The following is a 17,971-nucleotide window of genomic DNA, read 5'->3' as shown; positions in this document are numbered from 1 at the left end:
AATGAACCCCATACAAGAGTATTTCTACAGAATTGAAGAACCTGATAGAAGTACTCTTTTGTTTTTGCGGAAAAAGATCTTGGAATCTGATCCGGATAACATAACAGAGACACTAAGCTTTGGATTGCCCTTTTTTAAATACAAAAAGAAGATGCTTTGCTATTTGTATTACAGCAAAAAATATAAGAAACATTATGTAAGCTTTTATCATGGAGACAGACTGAATGCTCCGGAATTGCTCCAGGAAGGCAGAGAGAAGTTTAAAATCCTTTTAATTGATATGGATAAGGATTTACCCATACAGCTTATTTTAGAACTTGTAAACGAGGTAAAAAAATTTATTAAGGTTTAACCTTAAACAAAAAAAGCAGCTTCTCCTGAAACTGCTTTTATATTTTTCTGATTGAAATTACTCTTTCATTTTAGCAATGATATCCAACCCTCCTTTTGTGATATCTCCGATTTTACAAATAATCTCCGTGTCCAATGGTAAGAAAACATCCATTCTTGAACCGAATTTTATAAATCCAAATTCGTGCCCTGCCTTTGCCTGATCTCCTTCATTACAATAGAAAACAATCCTTCTGGCTACATAACCCGCAATCTGCCTGAAAACAACTTTGTGATTCGTTAAACTTTCTATCGCCACAGTTGTTCTTTCATTTTCAGTAGAAGACTTTTCGTGCCATGCTACCAAATATTTTCCAGGATGGTATTTTTTATAGATCACCTCCCCGGAAACGGGATATCTGCAAATATGCACATTCAGAGGTGACATGAAGATAGAAACCTGTATTGCCTTCCCTTTCAGAAATTCCGTTTCTTCCACTTCTTTAATCATAACCACTTTCCCATCTACCGGTGCAATCACATTCTCTTTATGATCAAGAATTTCCCGGTTGGGAACTCTGAAAAACCAAAATATAAGGCTGTACACAACCAATAAAGGCATAATGATCAAAAGCGACCACATTTTAAGAAAATAAATTGCTGCAACACCAATAATGATGAAAAGGATGGTTGCTACAGTGATCGTTCCTTTCGATTCTCTATGTAATTTCATGAGTTTAAATAAATTTTTCTAAAATAAAGTACAAATATACAACAGGAACGCAGATTATAAAACTATCCAGTCTATCTAATACACCTCCGTGCCCTGGAATAATGTTTCCGCTGTCCTTAACGCCAAAACTTCTTTTAAGCTGGCTTTCTACCAGATCCCCAAGCGGAGCAAATGAAGCGACGAGAAAACCTACAACGATCCAGTTTCCACGCAGATCGTGTTGATATTTTTCAATAAAGTAAGACAATACTAATGTGAGAATAACACCTCCCGCATAACCTTCCCAGGTTTTTTTAGGAGATATCTTGGGTGCCATTTTATGTTTTCCAAAAAATTTTCCCGTAAGATAGGCAAATGTATCACTGCTCCAGATCAGAATAAACAGGAACAACACTTCTAAAGAAAACGAATTATCAAAATTAGAATATTTTGGAAGTCCCAGAGCAAAGCTAAAAGGCAGTGCAACATAAATGACCGTAAAGATCAATTTCCCGCTATCGTAGTATAATTCTGTAGGATACTTAAATAAAGTAACTACAGCTATCCCTATTAATGATAATGCCAATATTTCGCTTAGCCTGAAATCAAAAAAGAAATCATGATAGAAGTATCTTTTGGAAAACATGTAAAAGATAACTGCAATAACGGGAAAAACAACCCACTTTTCATATCCTTTTCCAAACTTCATGATCTTCACACACTCCCATGAACCCACCAGCATTAAAAATGTTATTAAACCGTAGTACAGGTATTGCTGTTTAACGAGGTCCGGAGATATGGTATTGATCAGTTGGGCTCCGAGTGGAGTTGCACAAAGGATAATAACCGCAACGTACACAATCCCTGAAATGGTTCTTTGAATGAGATTTTTGTCCAAAATGTATAATTTAGAAATTGATGCTTAATCTTCAAGCAGCAATAAAAACAGTTTTGTATTGGAATTAGAGGATGTATCTAATTTTGACTGGCTTCCGCTGATTGAAGTCAGGTTTTTAATATTCCCATTACGCTTTATTTTTCCCATGGCATCATTCAGGTTATTAACGATCTGAGATACGTTAGCCATGATAATAATCTTACTGGGTAGTCTCGACGAATGATAATGGAGAATGTTATTGTGCGACAGCATAATTCTTCCGTCGTAAGCAATAAGATATTCACAGGTTATAAATGCAGCATCATTGGAATGTTCCAGCTCTGAAGTAAAGGGAGTTTTTACAACATTCAAAAAATTCTGCAGTTCCTTATCCCAACAAAATATATTGTGAATGCCCTCTATTTTAATGATTTGATTCAAAGTTTGTAGAGCCTCCGCTTCATCTGCACAATAATTAAAAAATCCCCCCGAATGCGTAAATAATTGCGCAAACTTATAATCGAGATCTGCATTTTTCAGCGAATCCCCTAGCTTTTCCAAACTTTGGTTGTCATCTTCCTCGGGTTGGTTAGTTAGTTTGCTTACAATTTTTTTAAATAAACTCAACTTAATGTTTTTTAGTCAACTTTATACAAAAATAGAAAATAAATTATAATAGATTCCAAAAATGTACGTTTAAATATGAAAAAACCTGGCAATTTTGAAATTACCAGGTTTTATTTCTTTTATTTTTTAAGAATTTTAAAGTTGAGTCGGGCTTTCCGGAGCCTGAATTTCACTTTCTTCTTCTTTATCCTTGATTAGAGGAATTGTATTCGTTACCGGTCTTTCCGTCAATTCAGGATCCCAGGCTCTTTTACCGAATATTTCTTCTAAATCCTCACGGAAGATTACCTCTTTTTCCAGAAGCTTACCAGCCAGCGCATCCAGCTTATCTTTGTTTTCTGTAAGGATCTGTACTGCACGTGCATATTGATTTTCGATAATCGATTTGATCTCTACGTCAATCTTATTCGCAGTTTCCTCAGAGTAAGGTTTTCCAAAATTGTATTCCGACTGTCCTGAGCTATCATAGTACGAAATGTTACCGATATTCGGACTCAATCCGTAGATTGTAACCATAGCCTGAGCTCTTTTCGTTACTGTTTCAAGGTCAGATAATGCACCGGTAGAAATATTATTGAATATTACTTGCTCTGCTGCTCTACCTCCCAGAGTTGCACACATTTCATCCAGCATCTGCTCAGTAGTAGTAAGCTGCCTTTCTTCCGGAAGATACCATGCTGCTCCCAGGGAACGTCCTCTTGGAACGATCGTTACCTTTAAAAGTGGAGAAGCGTGTTCTACCAACCATGAAATGGTTGCGTGACCGGCTTCATGATAAGCAACTCTTTTCTTTTCAGAAGGTTTTATTGCTTTATTTTTCTTTTCAAGACCTCCAATAATTCTGTCTACCGCATCAAGAAAATCTTGTTTTGTCACCGAAGTATGGTTATTTCTTGCTGCAATCAGTGCTGCCTCGTTACAAACATTGGCAATATCGGCTCCACTGAAACCAGGAGTCTGTTTTGCTAAAAACTCTCTGTCCACATTATCATCCAGTTTGATTTTCTTTAAGTGAACATCAAAAATCTGTCTTCTTTCGTGTAATTCCGGAAGGTCTACAAAGATTGAACGGTCAAAACGCCCTGCCCTCATTAAAGCTTTATCTAAAATATCAGCCCTGTTGGTAGCAGCCATTACAATAACATTGGTATCAGTCCCGAAGCCGTCCATTTCTGTAAGAAGTTGATTGAGGGTATTTTCTCTTTCGTCATTTCCTCCTGAGAAATTATTTTTTCCTCTCGCACGTCCAATGGCATCGATCTCATCAATAAAGATAATGGCAGGAGATTTAGCTTTCGCCTGAGCAAAAAGGTCTCTTACTCTTGACGCCCCAACTCCTACAAACATTTCAACAAAGTCTGAACCCGAAAGCGAAAAGAAAGGTACTTTTGCTTCTCCGGCTACTGCTTTCGCCAATAATGTTTTACCAGTTCCCGGAGGCCCTACCAAAAGAACTCCTTTTGGAATTTTACCTCCCAGTTTTGTATATTTTTCAGAGTTTTTAAGAAAATCTACAACTTCTTGTACCTCTTCTTTTGCTCCTTCTAATCCTGCGACATCTTTAAATGTTACCTGAATTCTTTCTTTTTCGTCAAAAAGTTTTGCCTTAGATTTACCGATAGAGAAGATTTGTCCTCCAGGACCTCCACCTCCACCCATCTTTCTGAAAAGAAGGAAGTAAAATAATCCTAAAATAGCAATCCATATCAATGCAGAGAATAAAATATCCATGAAAGGATTTTTACCCGCTCCATAATCTTTAGTTGTTTTAATAGCCGCATTTTCTGCTTTTATCTGATCAAATTTTTGAAGGAAAAGCTGAAGATCTCCGTATTTCACTGTGTAATCAGCTTTAGGAGCCATATCGAATGCTGACAAAGGATTGTTTTCTTTGGTGTTTTTATTCACCATTGCTGTTTTAGCAGCCTGAGTTAAAAATACATCAGCCTTTTCAGTGTCTTTATATATAATAATATTCTGAACTTTTCCCGATTGCATTTCTCTGAAGAAACCGTCTTCATCAATAGCTTTTGCGCTGTTGTCTCCTAAAAAGTTGGATCCAAAAAATAACAAAAGAGCTATGATCGCAATTGGAAAAAACCAGTTAAATCCTTTATTGTTCATTTATACTTTTTAAAATTAAATTTCATTTTCAATTTTGGTGATTTTCGCATCACCCCACAATTCCTCAATATCATAGTACTCACGCACCTGCTTTTGGAATATGTGAACGACCACTGTTACATAGTCTACCAAAACCCACATTGCATTATCCGTTCCTTCTACGTGCCAAGGTCTGTCATGAAGTTCGTTTCTAACTTTCTTCTCTACACTCCCCGCCAATGCAGAAACCTGTGTATTAGAGTTTCCACTGCATATTACAAACGTTTCTGCTACTGAGTTTTCGATGTTGGAAAGATCAAAGATCATAATGTCTTCTCCTTTTACATCCTGGATAGCTTCAACGATTTTATCTATTAATTCTTGCTTTTCTACTGTCTTATTCATTAAAAAAATACTATAATCTGCAAATTTATTGTTTTTTCTTTACTTTAACCTTACTTTTACCCTTTTAAAGTCTTAAAGTTTTCTTAAATGGCCCAACTGTTCTATCTAAAAGAGTGCCCTTCTACTAATGACGAAATTTCAAAGTTTTTACTTTACGAAAATTCAGATTTTATTGCTTTACATACATTTAATCAAACCAAAGGTCGCGGGCAATATGGAAATACATGGTCTTCCACTGCTGAAAAGAATGTAGCTTACACATTAGCTGTGAGCACTCATCATTTCACGCTTTCGGATTTTATGTTCAATTATTATACCGCAATTATTATCAGGGATTTCCTTGCCAATATGACTGAATGTGATGTAAAGATAAAATGGCCTAATGATATTATTCTTAAAAGTAAGAAAATAGTTGGAATATTGATTGAAAAGAAAAAAATTAATCAAAAAAATTATTTCATCATCGGCGCAGGATTCAATGTTCTACAGGAGAATTTTGATGAAATTTCGAACGCAAGCTCGCTTTCTGTTCTTACAGGTAAGAGATTCCGTCTTGAAGAATTTACTGTAAGCCTTCATGATTTCCTGATTGAAAAACTGAGCAACATTCCGACTGATGGAGAAATCCTGAAACGATTCAATGATCTTTTATTCCGTAAAGATGAGATCTCTGTTTTTGAAATCGATAAAAAGAGACAAAATGGCATTATAAAGTTTTGCGACGAAAAGGGAGAAATCTGGATTGAACTGGAAGAAGGCCTTCGTTCTTTTTACCATAAAGAAATCAAACTTCTTTACTGATTTGCTCTTTTCAAATAAAGATATAACGCAATCGGAAAGAAAATAAGGTTGGGAAACCACATGGCCAGAGCCGGAGACATGCTCTTATTTTCGGAAACTACTTTTAAAGCCTCAAATGAGAATACAAATATAAATGCAAGAGAAATACCTATTGCAAGGTTAATTCCCAAACCTCCCCTCTTCTTTTGTGAGGAAAGTGAAAGAGCCAGAAATGTCAGGATAACAATAGAAACAGGCATGGAAGTCCTTTGGTACAACTCATTCAAATGGGTATTCAGGTTACTGTTTCCTTTTTCTTTCTCCCTTTGGATAAACTTTAAAAGCTCCGGAGTGGTTTTATTCTGCCCCAAAAGCTCATTTGGGAAAAGTTCTTCAGGTGCATGCCCATAGCTTTTCCTTAGTTCAGTTCCGTTTTTCAGCTTTTCAGAATCATCTTTATTAACATTTTTCTCAGTATAATTATTGAGAACAAATTGTTTTTTATCCTGATCCCAATACACATCAGAAGCTTTCAGTTCATAAAGCATCTTTCTGTTGTTATCAAATTTCTGGAATATAAAACCGGACCCCCTTCGCTCCCTCTTGTTCCAGGAGTTGATAAAAATATATTCTGTTCTGCTGAGCTGTGCCGTTACCGGTGCTGTTCCCAAAACTTTTTCTTTATTGGCTGCATTGTAAGTATAAGCTTCCAGCTCATTTTTTTTGATATTTGCCCATGGGAGCACAAAATGATTGACAACCAAAGATATAGACGCAATAAACAAAGAAGTAATTAAATAGGGCTTTGCAAAGCGATGAAAACTCGCTCCACTACTGATCACAGCAACAATTTCTGTATTATTTGCCATTCTGGAGGTAAAATAAATTACCGATATAAATACCAGAATAGACAAGAATGTCATGACCAAATTAATGATCCAGAACGGGTAAAAATGAACGAGAAAATAAGATAGATTTAATTTTGCATCAATTGCTGTTGCATTTTCTATCCTTGGAATTTTCTGCTGAACATCGATCACCAAAACAACTATAGACAATAATATAAGCATGAAACCAAAAGTTCCAAGATATTTTTTGATGATATACCGGTCTATAATTGTAAACATAATTTCCTTTTATAATCTTTGTCTGAGAACAGGAATAACAGATTGTTTCCATTCATAGAAATCACCTGCCAAAATATGCTCCCTTGCAACTTTTACCAAATCCAAATAAAAAGCCAGATTGTGGATAGATGCAATCTGCTTGCCTAAATATTCTTTAGAAACAAATAAATGACGAACATATGCTTTTGAATACTCTTTGTCTACAAAACTTGTCCCAAACTCATCCAAAGGCGAAAAATCACGTTTCCACTTCTCATTTTTTAGGTTCATAACCCCTTGCCAGGTAAAGAGCATGGCGTTTCTGGCGTTTCTGGTTGGCATTACGCAATCCATCATATCGATACCTAAGCCAATAGATTCCAAAATATTCCAGGGAGTTCCTACCCCCATAAGATACCTTGGCTTTTCTTTAGGAAGAATATCTGTTACCTCATCTGTAATTCTGTACATTTCTTCTTCAGGTTCTCCTACAGAAAGTCCACCAATTGCGTTCCCTTCAGCACCGGCCTCTGAAATCACCTCTGCGGATATCTTTCTCAAATCGGAATAAGTAGAACCCTGAACAATAGGAAACAATCTCTGTTTATAACCATAGAGCTCCTGGTTTTCTTCAGTCCAGTCAATACATCTTTTCAACCAACGGTGCGTAAGTTCCATTGATAATTTTGCCTGATTATATTCGCATGGATAAGGAGTACATTCATCAAATGCCATAAAAATATCTGCCCCGATCTGTCTTTGGATTTCCATAGATTTCTCCGGAGTAAAAAGATGATAACTTCCATCGATATGCGACTTGAATTTCACACCTTCCTCAGACATCTTTCGGCTTCCTGAAAGCGAAAAAACCTGAAAACCTCCGGAATCTGTAAGAATAGGAAGATCCCAGTTCATGAATTTATGTAATCCTCCGGCCTCCTGCATAACATCCATTCCCGGACGTAAATAAAGATGGTAGGTATTCCCTAATATGATCTGCGCCTTAATGTCTTCTTTTAATTCTCTCTGGTGAACTGTTTTTACACTCGCAACAGTTCCTACGGGCATAAATATAGGTGTCTGAACCTTACCATGATCGGTTATAAGTTCACCTGCCCTAGCTTTCCCTTCAGAGGTTTTTTCTATATTAAAAAATTTCATTTATATATTTTATTAATTCATCATCATTGGTTGATCTCCAACGAATACATTCTACATTAGTTTGATAAAACAGGAGGACTTAAATTCTTCTTGATTCTATCTTTGACATATTGATCTGCTTTCGGATCTTTTTTTAATAATATTTTTTGAGCATCATCAGCAATCCCACTCATCTTTTGCTCTACCACATAATACTTAAAACTTGCAACAAAGTCATCCGGCTTTACATTATGAGTTTTAAGAACAAAGCGGGTTCCGCTTTCCAGATTGGTATTCTGAAACATAAAAGTAGCCTGATCATTGATTGCCAAATCAGCAAGAATCTCTGACATTGTACCCTCAGAAACAAGATTCTTAGGCTTATCAATGTACTTCTTACAGGAAAATACAAGCATCAAAACAAAAAGAAAAATTAATTTTTTCATAATCTGTTAATTAATGATTTCCATTTTAAATTTAAAACCCCAAAAACCGCTTCATGGATAATTCCGCCATTCATTTTACTTTCTCCTAAAATACGGTTGGTAAAAATAATAGGAACTTCTACAATTTTGAAGCCTTTCTTAAATGCCCTGAATTTCATTTCAATCTGAAAACCATATCCTTTTAATCTTACATTATCCAGATCTATATTTTCCAGAACCTTTCTTGAAAAACACACAAAGCCTGCCGTTGTATCATGAATTGGCAATCCCAGGATGAACCTCACATACTTTGAGGCAAAATAAGATAGCAAAACCCTGCCCATAGGCCAGTTAACCACATTTACTCCTTTGGAATAACGGGAACCAATAGCCATATCAGCCTGTAAGCAAGCCTCATACAATCTTGGAAGATCATCCGGATTATGGGAGAAATCGGCATCCATTTCAAAAATATAATCATAATTATTTTGAAGGGCCCATTTAAATCCATGGATGTAAGCTTTTCCCAAACCGTCTTTAACATGTCTTACGGATAAATGTAAAGAATGAGGAAACTTTCTTTGAAGCTCCTTTACAATGGTGGCTGTTCCATCCGGTGAAGAGTCGTCCACCACAAGAATATGAAAGTCATCTTCCAATGCAAAAACCGCGGAAATAATATTTTCAATATTTTCCTTTTCGTTATAAGTTGGAATAATGACAAGTTTTTTCATTTCAGTTTGCAAAGATAGTTTATTTAACCTTTTTATTTTATACAAAATATTCTATAATTTTGCAAAAAACAATCGATTGCTATTATCACAAAACTTCGTAAACCATGTAAGGATTCCTGAAAACAATGATTGGGTAATCTTTATATTGCTGGGCTGCATATTTTTGTACCTTTTTATGATGAATATTGTAGAAAGAGGAGCCAATCTAAAAGATTTCCTTCTTCAAAAATATTTTGATGCCAGTAATAATTTAGCAAGCTGGATAATAACTTCCTGTGTGGCCACCCTCACCCTGGCTGTACTTCTATCTCAATATATTCCAATTGTTCCTAAATATATTGCCGACCTACAGATTTTAGGATATCAGATGAACAAATTTGGATATTGTCTATTTGCAATCAGTATTTTTTATTTAATAAAATCAACTTTAGGTTTTTTATTTTACCAAAGTATAGGTGACACAAAAAAATGGCTTATTTTTTATTTTACCTCCACTAAATTTTATTTCATTTTGTCTTTTTTACTAATAATTCTGTGTATAACCCACTATTATTTCCCAGTCGACAGAAATAAAATATTTTCTTACTATTTGATATTCTTTTCTTTTGTGTTTATTTTTAAAGTTTTTTTCTATTTATTTCACAAGAACAAGGTCTTACCTGAAAAATGGTATTATAAATTTTTGTATATTTGCACCCTCCAAATCGCACCATTATTGTTGCTTTGGAAATTGTTATTTTTTTAATAAAAGTCAATGATGAGAATAAAGTCTATATTGGTTTCTCAACCAGCGCCTAGTGAGTCTTCTCCATATTTGGATATAGCGAAGAAGGAAAAAATAAAGATCGATTTCCGTCCGTTCATCCATGTAGAGGGGGTTGACAATAAAGAACTTAGGACACAAAAAATAGATCTTACGCAATATACTGGCATCATCTTTACCAGTAAAAATGCTATAGACCATTACTTCAGATTAGCAGAGGAACTGCGTTTTGCAGTCCCGGATACCATGAGATATATCTGCCAGTCCGAAGCAATTGCGAACTACCTTCAAAAGCACATTGTCTACAGAAAGAGAAAAATCAGCTTTGGGGAGAAAAACTTCTCAGACTTGCTGCCTCTTTTCAAAAAGTTTCCTACAGAAAAATATTTATTGCCTTCTTCAGATGTTTTAAGTCCTGATATCGTTAAAACATTAGATGCGGCAAATATTGACTGGACAAGAGCTATCATGTACAGAACGGTATGCAGTGATCTGAGTGATATCAACATTAAAGATTATGATATGCTGATATTCTTCAGTCCGCAAGGAATTAAGTCGCTTCAAATGAACTTTGAGGATTTTAAACAAGATGAAACCAAAATTGCCGTTTTTGGAAATACGACTTTAAATGCAGCCGAAGAAGCAGGATTGAGAGTAGATGTAATGGCTCCTACCAAGGAAACACCATCTATGACAATGGCACTTGAAAAATATATTAAAAGCCTTCATAAATAGGTTTTAATATTTTACATAAAACAGCCGTCTTTTCGATTAAAGGAAAGATGGCTTTTTTTTAATTACATTTGACCAAGAATTAATATTGAATGAAATGCCTTATTCATATTTCTATAGTGAAAAATTGATATGGCATTCCACATGATTCACAGACCTATAAAAATCAAACTACCGGATGAAAGCTCCCCAGCCAAAAAAAATAGAAAAAATACTCGAAATACACGGAGACAAAAGAACTGATAATTATTTCTGGCTCAATGAAAGAGAAAATCCCGAAGTCATAGAATACATCGAACAGGAAAATGCTTACGCAGATTTCATGATGAAGGAAACGGAAGATTTTCAGGAAGAGCTTTATGAGGAGATGAAGTCCCGCTATAAAAAAGATGATGAATCACTTCCTTATTTTTTTAATGAATACTGGTACATGGTTCGTTATGAGGAGGGAAAGGAATATCCTATTTTTTGCAGAAAATATAAAACCCTTGATAACCCTGAGGAAATTGTACTCGATGTAAATATCCTTGCTGAAGGAGAAAGCTTTTTCGAAGTTGGAAGTGTTGCAGTAAGCCCGAGTAATAAGATCGCTTCTTTTTCATCTGACAATGTCGGAAGAAGAATATATTCCATCAATTTCAAAAATCTGGAAACAGGAGAAATCCTTTCGGATAAAATAGAAAATACAACAGGAAAGGCAGTCTGGGGAAATGACAACCAACATGTTTTCTACATCAGAAAAGATGAGAGTTTACGTGCGTTCCAGGTATACAGACATCAACTGGGAACTGAGTCATCGGAAGATGTTTTGATCTTCCATGAAAAGGATGATACCTTTGATGTAAATGTCTTTAAAACAAAATCTTTGCAATATATATTCATTGCAAGTTCAAGCACTATCTCTGATGAACACCGGTTCATTCCATCTGATGATGTCTTCGCTGAATGGAAAATTATACAGCCCAGAATAGATGATCTGGAGTACTCCGTTGAGCATTATGAAGACGAATTCTATATCATCACCAATGCTGATGATGCGTTCAATTTTAAGCTTGTAAAAACTAAAATTGACAACTGCGGGATGGAAAACTGGGTAGATGTAATTCCCCACCGTGCTGAAGTCCTGCTTGAAGGGTTCGAAATATTTAAAGACTACCTTGTCCTTGAAGAAAGGGAGCAAGGTTTGTTACAGATAAAAATCATAGACGAAAAAACTCAGGAAGCCTATTATCTTCCTTTCTCAGATCCTACTTACACAGCCTATATTGGAATCAATCTGGAGTTCGATACGGAAATTTTACGATACGGTTATACATCTTTAACCCAACCAAGTTCCACTTACGAATACAACATGAAAACCAAAACCACTGTACTTCTTAAGCAGCAGGAGGTTTTAGGAGGGAAATTTTTCCCTGAAAATTATATCTCGGAGAGAATATGGGCGGATTCAAGAGATGGAAAAACAAAAATTCCTATTTCACTGGTTTACCATAAAGACACAGAAAAATCAGAAAATACTCCCCTACTGCTTTATGGATACGGAAGCTATGGGCATACCGTAGATGCCAGCTTTTCAAATGTCAGGTTATCTATTTTGGACAGAGGCTTTATCTATGCAATTGCCCATGTCCGCGGTGGTGAATACCTGGGAAGAGAATGGTATGAAGATGGTAAAATGTTATTTAAAAAGAATACCTTCTTTGATTTTATAGATGCCGCAAAATACCTGATCAAAGAAAACTACACTTCATCCAGGCATCTTTATGCAATGGGAGGAAGTGCCGGAGGATTATTGGTAGGGGCTGTAGTTAACTATGAACCTAACCTGTTTAACGGTATTGTTGCGCAAGTCCCTTTTGTAGATGTGGTAACCACAATGCTGGATGAAACCATCCCATTGACCACGGGAGAATATGACGAATGGGGAAATCCTAATGATGAAGAATATTATCATTATATGAAGGAATATTCCCCGTATGATAACGTAGAAGCGAAAGATTACCCGAATATGCTCATCACCACAGGACTGCATGATTCCCAAGTACAGTATTGGGAACCTGCAAAATGGACTGCCAAGCTGAGAGAACTGAAAACAGACCAGAATCTTTTACTTTTCAAAACCGACATGAGTGCAGGACATGGAGGAGCAAGTGGAAGATTTGAATCATTAAAAGAAGATGCATTAGAATATGCGTTCCTGTTGATGATTGATAAAAGATAATGTATAAACGATAAATAATGGATAATCCGGATTACAATCAAATTTTCGCATTGAAAACAAAACAATTAGCCATTAGTATTATCAATGAATTATCAAATCTACCTTATCAGGAAGCTTTTGCTGTGATCAGAAAGCAAATATATCGCTCTTCTACTTCAATGGCGGCTAATTATAGAGCAATGTGCAGGGCCAGATCACAAGCCGAAAGATATTCAAAAATATCAATCGTGATCGAAGAAACAGATGAAACTCTCTTCTGGCTTGAAATGCTTGAAGAGCTAAACTATGTCAAAAGTGAGACTTTAATAGATTTAAAAATTAGAGCTGAAGAAATTTTAAAAGCAACTTCTTCATATAGAAAGATGTTAAAGACATAGTCTTTCATCATTTATAAACTATCATTTATCATTTATAAATTATGATTAACGAATCCGAATACTGGAAAAAAATAGAACAGTTTTTTGAAGATAACTTTCAGACTGAAAAAAATCCTCCCATTGAAACTTTATTGTTTCTGATTGGACTTCAGGAACTTGGAAGTGGTCATCAAAAATATTCAAAAGATGACAAACTCAATATTCTTCATATTGCAGTTTGCAGATTACTGGAGCCCTTTGGCTACTATAAGTTTACGCATTATGAAGATGGATGGCCCCAATTTGACAAATTAGAGGACCTTCCTGAACTTAGGGCTAATGAGCAAACCTTATTAATGAAAAAGGCCATCATCCAATATTTTCAGGATGAGGAGCTTCTTTAAAATTGAAATGTGGCAGTTAATCATTTTAAACTGCCACATTTTCGTTTTTAATATAATTTCTTAATTGTTGAATATATGTCATTCAATATTAATGAACGGCCAGAACTTCGTGAAGTTGACTCAAGCCCATTTTAAATCCTTCTTCAAAGCCCATTTCAAGATGTTTCTTTAAAGCCTCCTGGGATTCGAAATGGATGTTGGTTGTTACTTTCGTTCCCTCTTCAATTCCAGTGAATCCGATCAGCCATTGGGCTTGCGGAAAATCATTATTAATATTTCCGTTTTCATCACAAAAAGCATCTATCCCATCGAAGCTTCTGTGTTCCATAATTTCCCCATATTTAAGCTGTCCATACATTTTTTCCCCTTCGGGACCTATCATTGCATAATGCCAGATTCCATTCTCTTTAAAATCCATTTTTACCGTTTCACATTTCCAGGGTTTTGGAGCCCACCATTGGTCTAATAATTCGGATTTGGTAAAATAATCCCACACTTTTGAAACATCAGCTTTGTAAATAATCATTACATAAATGCTGTTTGCGTCAAAATCTTTGTTAAAAATGATATTTGATTCCATACGTAATTATTTTTAACAAACTTACTTCTTTATTTGTAGGTGAGGCTTTTCATAAGACAAGTTATTTTTGATTTATAAAAAAATTGTTAAAAAACATGGTTTTAAGAAAAAAAATACAATTTTTTGGCTCGTTTTTTGTTTATCAAGTCTGAAAACAATTAATTTTAACATTCATCATTCCGAACAACCTAAAACAAGCTAATGAATAATAAATTCATCCCAATAATTTCAGTGTTTATGACAATATCATTGATTGTCTTTGTTACACTCCAATTTTATTGGTTGAAAGGATATTATAATGCTTTAGAACAAGATTTTTCGAATAAAGTCTATGCGGCTTTAGAAAATACAGCAAAAAATATCTCTGAAATTGAAGTGGAAAAGTACCTGAATGAAGATTTTAAAAATTTCAGAAAAAATGTCATTTCCAATAATAATCAACCTTCTTTAACTACGATCCAGCAGGTAGAGGATTCTGGGGCTCAGAGGCAGATTATTTATTCTAAAAATATCATTGAAAAAACACAGCTTCCCATTTCTCAGAAAGGAGATTCATTAAAGCTGACAACCTTATATACGGACGAAGCCGCTTACAAACTGAAAAGAGATACCACCAACCGGGAACTGCTTACGGCTGACATTAATCAGGATATAGAAAGCGGAGATTACTCTATGAAGGAGTTTGCAAAAGTATATGGAAATAACCTTCCGATTACTAAAAGAGTGGATGATGCTATTCTGGATTCTGTTCTTGCCAAAGAACTGAAAATGAAAGGCATTACCGCAAAGTTTGGTTTCGGGGTTACTGATAAAAACAATAAACTCACAAGTGTTTTTAACAAAGTATATAAAGAGAAAAAGGATAATAATGCATATAGCTATCCCCTTTTTACAGACAAAAAGGACCGTACTTTATACAGCCTGGCATTGGTTTTCCCTAAAAAGGAATATTCCTTAGCCATGAATAACTGGCCGATGCTTTTGGGAACCTTCCTTTCTTTGCTTACGATATTGGGAATCTACATCATCTCCATCAACTATATGATGAGACAAAAGAAACTGGCAGAAATAAAAACGGACTTCATCAATAATATGTCGCATGAGTTCAAAACTCCTTTAGCTACTATTTCCGTTGCTACGGATTCTCTGGCGAATGACAAAATTGCCACTAATCCGGAAAAGGTAAGATATTATTCCAACCTGATCAAGCAGGAAAATCTTCGGATGAAAAAACAGGTGGAGAATGTCCTTAATATGTCGAAGCTTGAAAGAAATGAAGTTAATCTGTTCCTCAAAGAAACCAATGTAAGAGAACTGATCAAAAAAACGACAGAATCATTTAATCTTATTGTAGCACAGAGAAACGGTTCACTGACGGAAGAGTTTACTGCTGACAGATATACTTTTAAGATCGATGAGTTCCATATTTCCAATATGCTGGTGAATTTACTGGATAACGCCAACAAATATTCTCCTGATACACCGGATATCAAAATCAAAACAAAAAATGAAGGCAACTTCTATGTGATTGAAATTTCCGATAAAGGAATGGGTATGGAAACACAGAATAAAACTAAAATCTTTGAAAAATTCTTTAGAGAAGAAACGGGAAATATCCATAATGTAAAAGGTCAGGGATTAGGGCTTTCGTACGTTAAAAAAATTGTAGAACTTCATAAGGGCCAGATTATCGTGGAATCGCATAAGGGAGAAGGAAGTGTGTTCACGATAAAACTTCCCATGACATAGAAGAATAGACAGGAAGCAATAAAAGATAAACCAAATAACAAATATAAAAGAAGAGAGAGTGAGGAAGTTCATTCTTATTATTAATTTTTAATTTTTAAAATTATGAGCAACAGAATATTATTAGTAGAAGACGATCAGAGTTTCGGAGCTGTTTTGAAAGATTATTTAACCATCAATAATTTTGAAGTAACTCTTGCAACAGATGGAGAGCAGGGGCTCAAGGAATTCACAGAAAATGAATTTGACATTTGTATTTTCGACGTGATGATGCCTAAGAAAGACGGGTTTTCATTGGCAGAAGATGTAAAAAAAATAGATAAAAATACTCCTATCATTTTCCTTACAGCAAGAAATATGAGGGAAGACATCCTGAAAGGATATCAGTTGGGGGCAGATGATTATATTACAAAACCATTTGATACGGAATTACTTTTATACAAGATTAAGGCAATTCTTCAGAGAAGCTCAACCCTAGAAAATGAAGAACAGGAACAGTTTAAGATTAGCAATATTTTCTTTGATTCCATGCTGAGACAATTAAGAGTAGGTGACAAAGAATACAAACTTTCTCCGAAGGAAAATGAATTGCTTAAACTTCTTTGTATCCACAGAAATGATTTTATGCCAAGAGACCTTGCATTGAGAAAGATCTGGAAAAAGGAAAACTATTTTACTGCAAGAAGTATGGATGTTTATATCGCAAAACTTCGTAAGCTCTTAAAAGATGATGAAGGACTGGAAATCATCAATGTTCACGGAGAAGGATTCAGACTTTTAGTTAAGAATTAATTCCAAAAGAAGATTATAAATATAAAATTAGCAAAACAATTGAAAATGTTTTGCTAATTTTGTTTTATACGATAGGATATGAAAAATATATTTTTAGGTCTTGCTGCTTTTTCTCTGCTTACTGTTTCCTGTAAAAAAGATGAAAGAGCAACTTACATTAAAGAAGAGGCATCCATTCAGCAGCCTGCATTAGCTGTTAATAATACTCCAAAAGCTTCTATTTTAGATCAGGCAGGCATAAAGAGCAATGTGCAACCTGTAAATTCATCTCCACCTGTTACCGCTCCCGGAATGAATCCACCCCACGGACAACCGGGACACCGTTGTGATATCCCTGTAGGACAGCCATTAAACAGCAAACCGGCTCAGGCCCAGACCACTCAAAATGTTGTGGTAAATAATAATGGATCTCAAACGATACAAATCGATCCCAATTCACTAAAACCAGGAAAATTTACGGTGGATAATAAAACAGGAAAGGCGGTAAAAACTGCTCCGGGCATGAATCCACCTCACGGACAACCGGGACATCGCTGTGATATTCCTGTAGGACAACCTCTCAATAGTAAACCGTCTCCGCAGCCTGTTCAAAGTACTGTACAAAATATTCCCGTTTCAGCACCTGAACAAAGTCTGGCAACTGGTGAGAAACCGAAATTAAACCCCGCTCACGGAGAGCCTTTTCACAATTGTTCTGTAAAAGTAGGTGATCCATTACCATAATTTTTGTAATTTTGCCATCGTGAAGTTATTTCAGATCATAACCCTTATCTTCTGCTTAGGAATTTTCTTGATTCCTAAAGATAACTTCTATATGATGTCAACCCAGCAGACCTGCTGTAAGGCGGACGCTAAAAAAGACGACTGCTGTAAGAACCATCAATCAAAATCATCTAAAGAACACGAAAAATCAAAATCATCTTGCAACGATGATTGCTGTTCAACATGTGTGGCTTGTTTTTCATATATAGAAACTCCTTTTTCCAAAGGTTTTCTATTGGAATTATCATACTATAAAGCCAATAAAAAATTACTTTTCCAATATTGTGATCCTCATCTTTCGGATCGTTTAAAAGAGATTTGGGAACCGCCAAAGCTAGCTTAATTAAAAATACAGCAGGTTCATTAGAGCGCTAAT

General features: G+C 35.4%; 21 protein-coding genes. 11 read left to right on the top strand and 10 right to left on the bottom strand.

The annotated features are described in order from the left end of the window. The first annotated feature begins 1 nt into the window (after position 1). The gene (locus tag PFY10_14715; protein WBV55479.1) at positions 2-352 is read left to right on the top strand and encodes a DUF1801 domain-containing protein; all 351 of its coding nucleotides are present in this window, start codon (positions 2-4) and stop codon (positions 350-352) included. Between the two features lie 57 nt (positions 353-409). Here PFY10_14715 and PFY10_14710 read toward each other — a convergent pair whose 3' ends face one another. From PFY10_14710 to rsfS, 5 genes are all read right to left on the bottom strand, one after another. Further along, complete coding sequence (locus tag PFY10_14710) at positions 410-1,063, bottom strand: phosphatidylserine decarboxylase family protein (protein ID WBV55478.1); 654 nt, start codon at positions 1,061-1,063, stop codon at positions 410-412. A gap of 4 nt (positions 1,064-1,067) precedes the next feature. Next, on the bottom strand, positions 1,068-1,940 hold the full coding sequence (locus PFY10_14705; protein ID WBV55477.1) for a phosphatidate cytidylyltransferase: 873 nt from the start codon (positions 1,938-1,940) through the stop codon (positions 1,068-1,070). A gap of 24 nt (positions 1,941-1,964) precedes the next feature. After that, positions 1,965-2,546, bottom strand: coding sequence for an LUD domain-containing protein (locus PFY10_14700; protein ID WBV55476.1), 582 nt, complete (start codon positions 2,544-2,546; stop codon positions 1,965-1,967). A 135-nt stretch (positions 2,547-2,681) separates the two neighbouring features. Beyond that, entirely contained in the window at positions 2,682-4,670 is a 1,989-nt protein-coding gene (gene ftsH, locus PFY10_14695) for an ATP-dependent zinc metalloprotease FtsH (GenBank protein ID WBV55475.1), read from the bottom strand. A 15-nt stretch (positions 4,671-4,685) separates the two neighbouring features. Beyond that, a complete protein-coding gene (gene rsfS / locus PFY10_14690; GenBank protein ID WBV55474.1) occupies positions 4,686-5,054 on the bottom strand; it encodes a ribosome silencing factor in 369 nt (122 codons plus the stop codon). 87 nt (positions 5,055-5,141) lie between these two features. Here rsfS and PFY10_14685 point away from each other — a divergent pair, with 87 nt between their 5' ends. Beyond that, positions 5,142-5,855, top strand: a complete 714-nt coding sequence (locus tag PFY10_14685; protein ID WBV55473.1) for a biotin--[acetyl-CoA-carboxylase] ligase — start codon at positions 5,142-5,144, stop codon at positions 5,853-5,855. On the opposite strand, the gene PFY10_14680 is transcribed toward PFY10_14685, so the two are convergent. From PFY10_14680 to PFY10_14665, 4 genes are read right to left on the bottom strand one after another with little or no spacing between them, the layout of a single operon-like run. Beyond that, positions 5,849-6,961: an LptF/LptG family permease gene (locus PFY10_14680; GenBank protein ID WBV55472.1), complete on the bottom strand. Its 1,113-nt coding sequence runs from the start codon at positions 6,959-6,961 to the stop codon at positions 5,849-5,851. The genes PFY10_14685 and PFY10_14680 overlap by 7 nt on opposite strands. Positions 6,962-6,970: 9 nt before the next feature. Beyond that, a complete protein-coding gene (tgt, locus tag PFY10_14675; protein ID WBV55471.1) occupies positions 6,971-8,101 on the bottom strand; it encodes a tRNA guanosine(34) transglycosylase Tgt in 1,131 nt (376 codons plus the stop codon). A gap of 56 nt (positions 8,102-8,157) precedes the next feature. Further along, complete coding sequence (locus PFY10_14670) at positions 8,158-8,526, bottom strand: DUF4296 domain-containing protein (GenBank protein WBV55470.1); 369 nt, start codon at positions 8,524-8,526, stop codon at positions 8,158-8,160. Continuing rightward, positions 8,523-9,239, bottom strand: coding sequence for a polyprenol monophosphomannose synthase (locus PFY10_14665; protein ID WBV55469.1), 717 nt, complete (start codon positions 9,237-9,239; stop codon positions 8,523-8,525). The genes PFY10_14670 and PFY10_14665 overlap by 4 nt, the downstream gene beginning before the upstream one ends. A gap of 178 nt (positions 9,240-9,417) precedes the next feature. Between PFY10_14665 and PFY10_14660 the strand changes: the two genes are divergently transcribed. The 5 genes from PFY10_14660 (at position 9,418) to PFY10_14640 (ending at position 13,715) form a co-directional block, all read left to right on the top strand. After that, the gene (locus PFY10_14660) at positions 9,418-9,984 is read left to right on the top strand and encodes a DUF4271 domain-containing protein (GenBank protein ID WBV58947.1); all 567 of its coding nucleotides are present in this window, start codon (positions 9,418-9,420) and stop codon (positions 9,982-9,984) included. A gap of 12 nt (positions 9,985-9,996) precedes the next feature. Beyond that, positions 9,997-10,737: a uroporphyrinogen-III synthase gene (locus PFY10_14655; GenBank protein WBV58946.1), complete on the top strand. Its 741-nt coding sequence runs from the start codon at positions 9,997-9,999 to the stop codon at positions 10,735-10,737. 175 nt (positions 10,738-10,912) lie between these two features. Continuing rightward, on the top strand, positions 10,913-12,955 hold the full coding sequence (locus PFY10_14650; GenBank protein ID WBV55468.1) for a S9 family peptidase: 2,043 nt from the start codon (positions 10,913-10,915) through the stop codon (positions 12,953-12,955). Between the two features lie 17 nt (positions 12,956-12,972). Beyond that, positions 12,973-13,332, top strand: coding sequence for a four helix bundle protein (locus PFY10_14645; protein WBV55467.1), 360 nt, complete (start codon positions 12,973-12,975; stop codon positions 13,330-13,332). A gap of 41 nt (positions 13,333-13,373) precedes the next feature. Next, on the top strand, positions 13,374-13,715 hold the full coding sequence (locus PFY10_14640) for a hypothetical protein (GenBank protein ID WBV55466.1): 342 nt from the start codon (positions 13,374-13,376) through the stop codon (positions 13,713-13,715). Between the two features lie 88 nt (positions 13,716-13,803). On the opposite strand, the gene PFY10_14635 is transcribed toward PFY10_14640, so the two are convergent. Next, positions 13,804-14,295, bottom strand: a complete 492-nt coding sequence (locus PFY10_14635; GenBank protein WBV55465.1) for an SRPBCC domain-containing protein — start codon at positions 14,293-14,295, stop codon at positions 13,804-13,806. A gap of 201 nt (positions 14,296-14,496) precedes the next feature. On the opposite strand from PFY10_14635, the gene PFY10_14630 reads away from it, so the two are divergent. The 4 genes from PFY10_14630 (at position 14,497) to PFY10_14615 (ending at position 17,938) form a co-directional block, all read left to right on the top strand. After that, positions 14,497-16,044: a HAMP domain-containing sensor histidine kinase gene (locus PFY10_14630; GenBank protein WBV55464.1), complete on the top strand. Its 1,548-nt coding sequence runs from the start codon at positions 14,497-14,499 to the stop codon at positions 16,042-16,044. Between the two features lie 102 nt (positions 16,045-16,146). Then, positions 16,147-16,833: a response regulator transcription factor gene (locus tag PFY10_14625; GenBank protein WBV55463.1), complete on the top strand. Its 687-nt coding sequence runs from the start codon at positions 16,147-16,149 to the stop codon at positions 16,831-16,833. Positions 16,834-16,911: 78 nt separating this feature from the next. After that, positions 16,912-17,556: a hypothetical protein gene (locus tag PFY10_14620; protein ID WBV55462.1), complete on the top strand. Its 645-nt coding sequence runs from the start codon at positions 16,912-16,914 to the stop codon at positions 17,554-17,556. Positions 17,557-17,575: 19 nt separating this feature from the next. Next, complete coding sequence (locus PFY10_14615; GenBank protein ID WBV55461.1) at positions 17,576-17,938, top strand: hypothetical protein; 363 nt, start codon at positions 17,576-17,578, stop codon at positions 17,936-17,938. Positions 17,939-17,971 lie beyond the last annotated feature (33 nt).

The organism is Chryseobacterium daecheongense (genome assembly GCA_027920525.1).
GTDB lineage: Bacteria > Bacteroidota > Bacteroidia > Flavobacteriales > Weeksellaceae > Chryseobacterium > Chryseobacterium proteolyticum.
This window is presented reverse-complemented; position numbering and strand designations above follow the sequence as displayed.

Bases quoted from the DNA above. Each gene is read 5' to 3' on its own strand.
- ftsH (WBV55475.1), bottom strand. From the start codon at position 4,670: ATGAACAATAAAGGATTTAACTGGTTTTTTCCAATTGCGATCATAGCT.
- PFY10_14710 (WBV55478.1), bottom strand. From the start codon at position 1,063: ATGAAATTACATAGAGAATCGAAAGGAACGATCACTGTAGCAACCATC.
- PFY10_14670 (WBV55470.1), bottom strand. From the start codon at position 8,526: ATGAAAAAATTAATTTTTCTTTTTGTTTTGATGCTTGTATTTTCCTGT.
- PFY10_14630 (WBV55464.1), top strand. From the start codon at position 14,497: ATGAATAATAAATTCATCCCAATAATTTCAGTGTTTATGACAATATCA.
- tgt (WBV55471.1), bottom strand. From the start codon at position 8,101: ATGAAATTTTTTAATATAGAAAAAACCTCTGAAGGGAAAGCTAGGGCA.
- PFY10_14645 (WBV55467.1), top strand. From the start codon at position 12,973: ATGGATAATCCGGATTACAATCAAATTTTCGCATTGAAAACAAAACAA.
- PFY10_14635 (WBV55465.1), bottom strand. From the start codon at position 14,295: ATGGAATCAAATATCATTTTTAACAAAGATTTTGACGCAAACAGCATT.
- PFY10_14640 (WBV55466.1), top strand. From the start codon at position 13,374: ATGATTAACGAATCCGAATACTGGAAAAAAATAGAACAGTTTTTTGAA.
- PFY10_14680 (WBV55472.1), bottom strand. From the start codon at position 6,961: ATGTTTACAATTATAGACCGGTATATCATCAAAAAATATCTTGGAACT.
- PFY10_14655 (WBV58946.1), top strand. From the start codon at position 9,997: ATGAGAATAAAGTCTATATTGGTTTCTCAACCAGCGCCTAGTGAGTCT.
- PFY10_14620 (WBV55462.1), top strand. From the start codon at position 16,912: ATGAAAAATATATTTTTAGGTCTTGCTGCTTTTTCTCTGCTTACTGTT.
- PFY10_14650 (WBV55468.1), top strand. From the start codon at position 10,913: ATGAAAGCTCCCCAGCCAAAAAAAATAGAAAAAATACTCGAAATACAC.
- PFY10_14715 (WBV55479.1), top strand. From the start codon at position 2: ATGAACCCCATACAAGAGTATTTCTACAGAATTGAAGAACCTGATAGA.
- PFY10_14665 (WBV55469.1), bottom strand. From the start codon at position 9,239: ATGAAAAAACTTGTCATTATTCCAACTTATAACGAAAAGGAAAATATT.
- rsfS (WBV55474.1), bottom strand. From the start codon at position 5,054: ATGAATAAGACAGTAGAAAAGCAAGAATTAATAGATAAAATCGTTGAA.
- PFY10_14660 (WBV58947.1), top strand. From the start codon at position 9,418: ATGAATATTGTAGAAAGAGGAGCCAATCTAAAAGATTTCCTTCTTCAA.
- PFY10_14685 (WBV55473.1), top strand. From the start codon at position 5,142: ATGGCCCAACTGTTCTATCTAAAAGAGTGCCCTTCTACTAATGACGAA.
- PFY10_14625 (WBV55463.1), top strand. From the start codon at position 16,147: ATGAGCAACAGAATATTATTAGTAGAAGACGATCAGAGTTTCGGAGCT.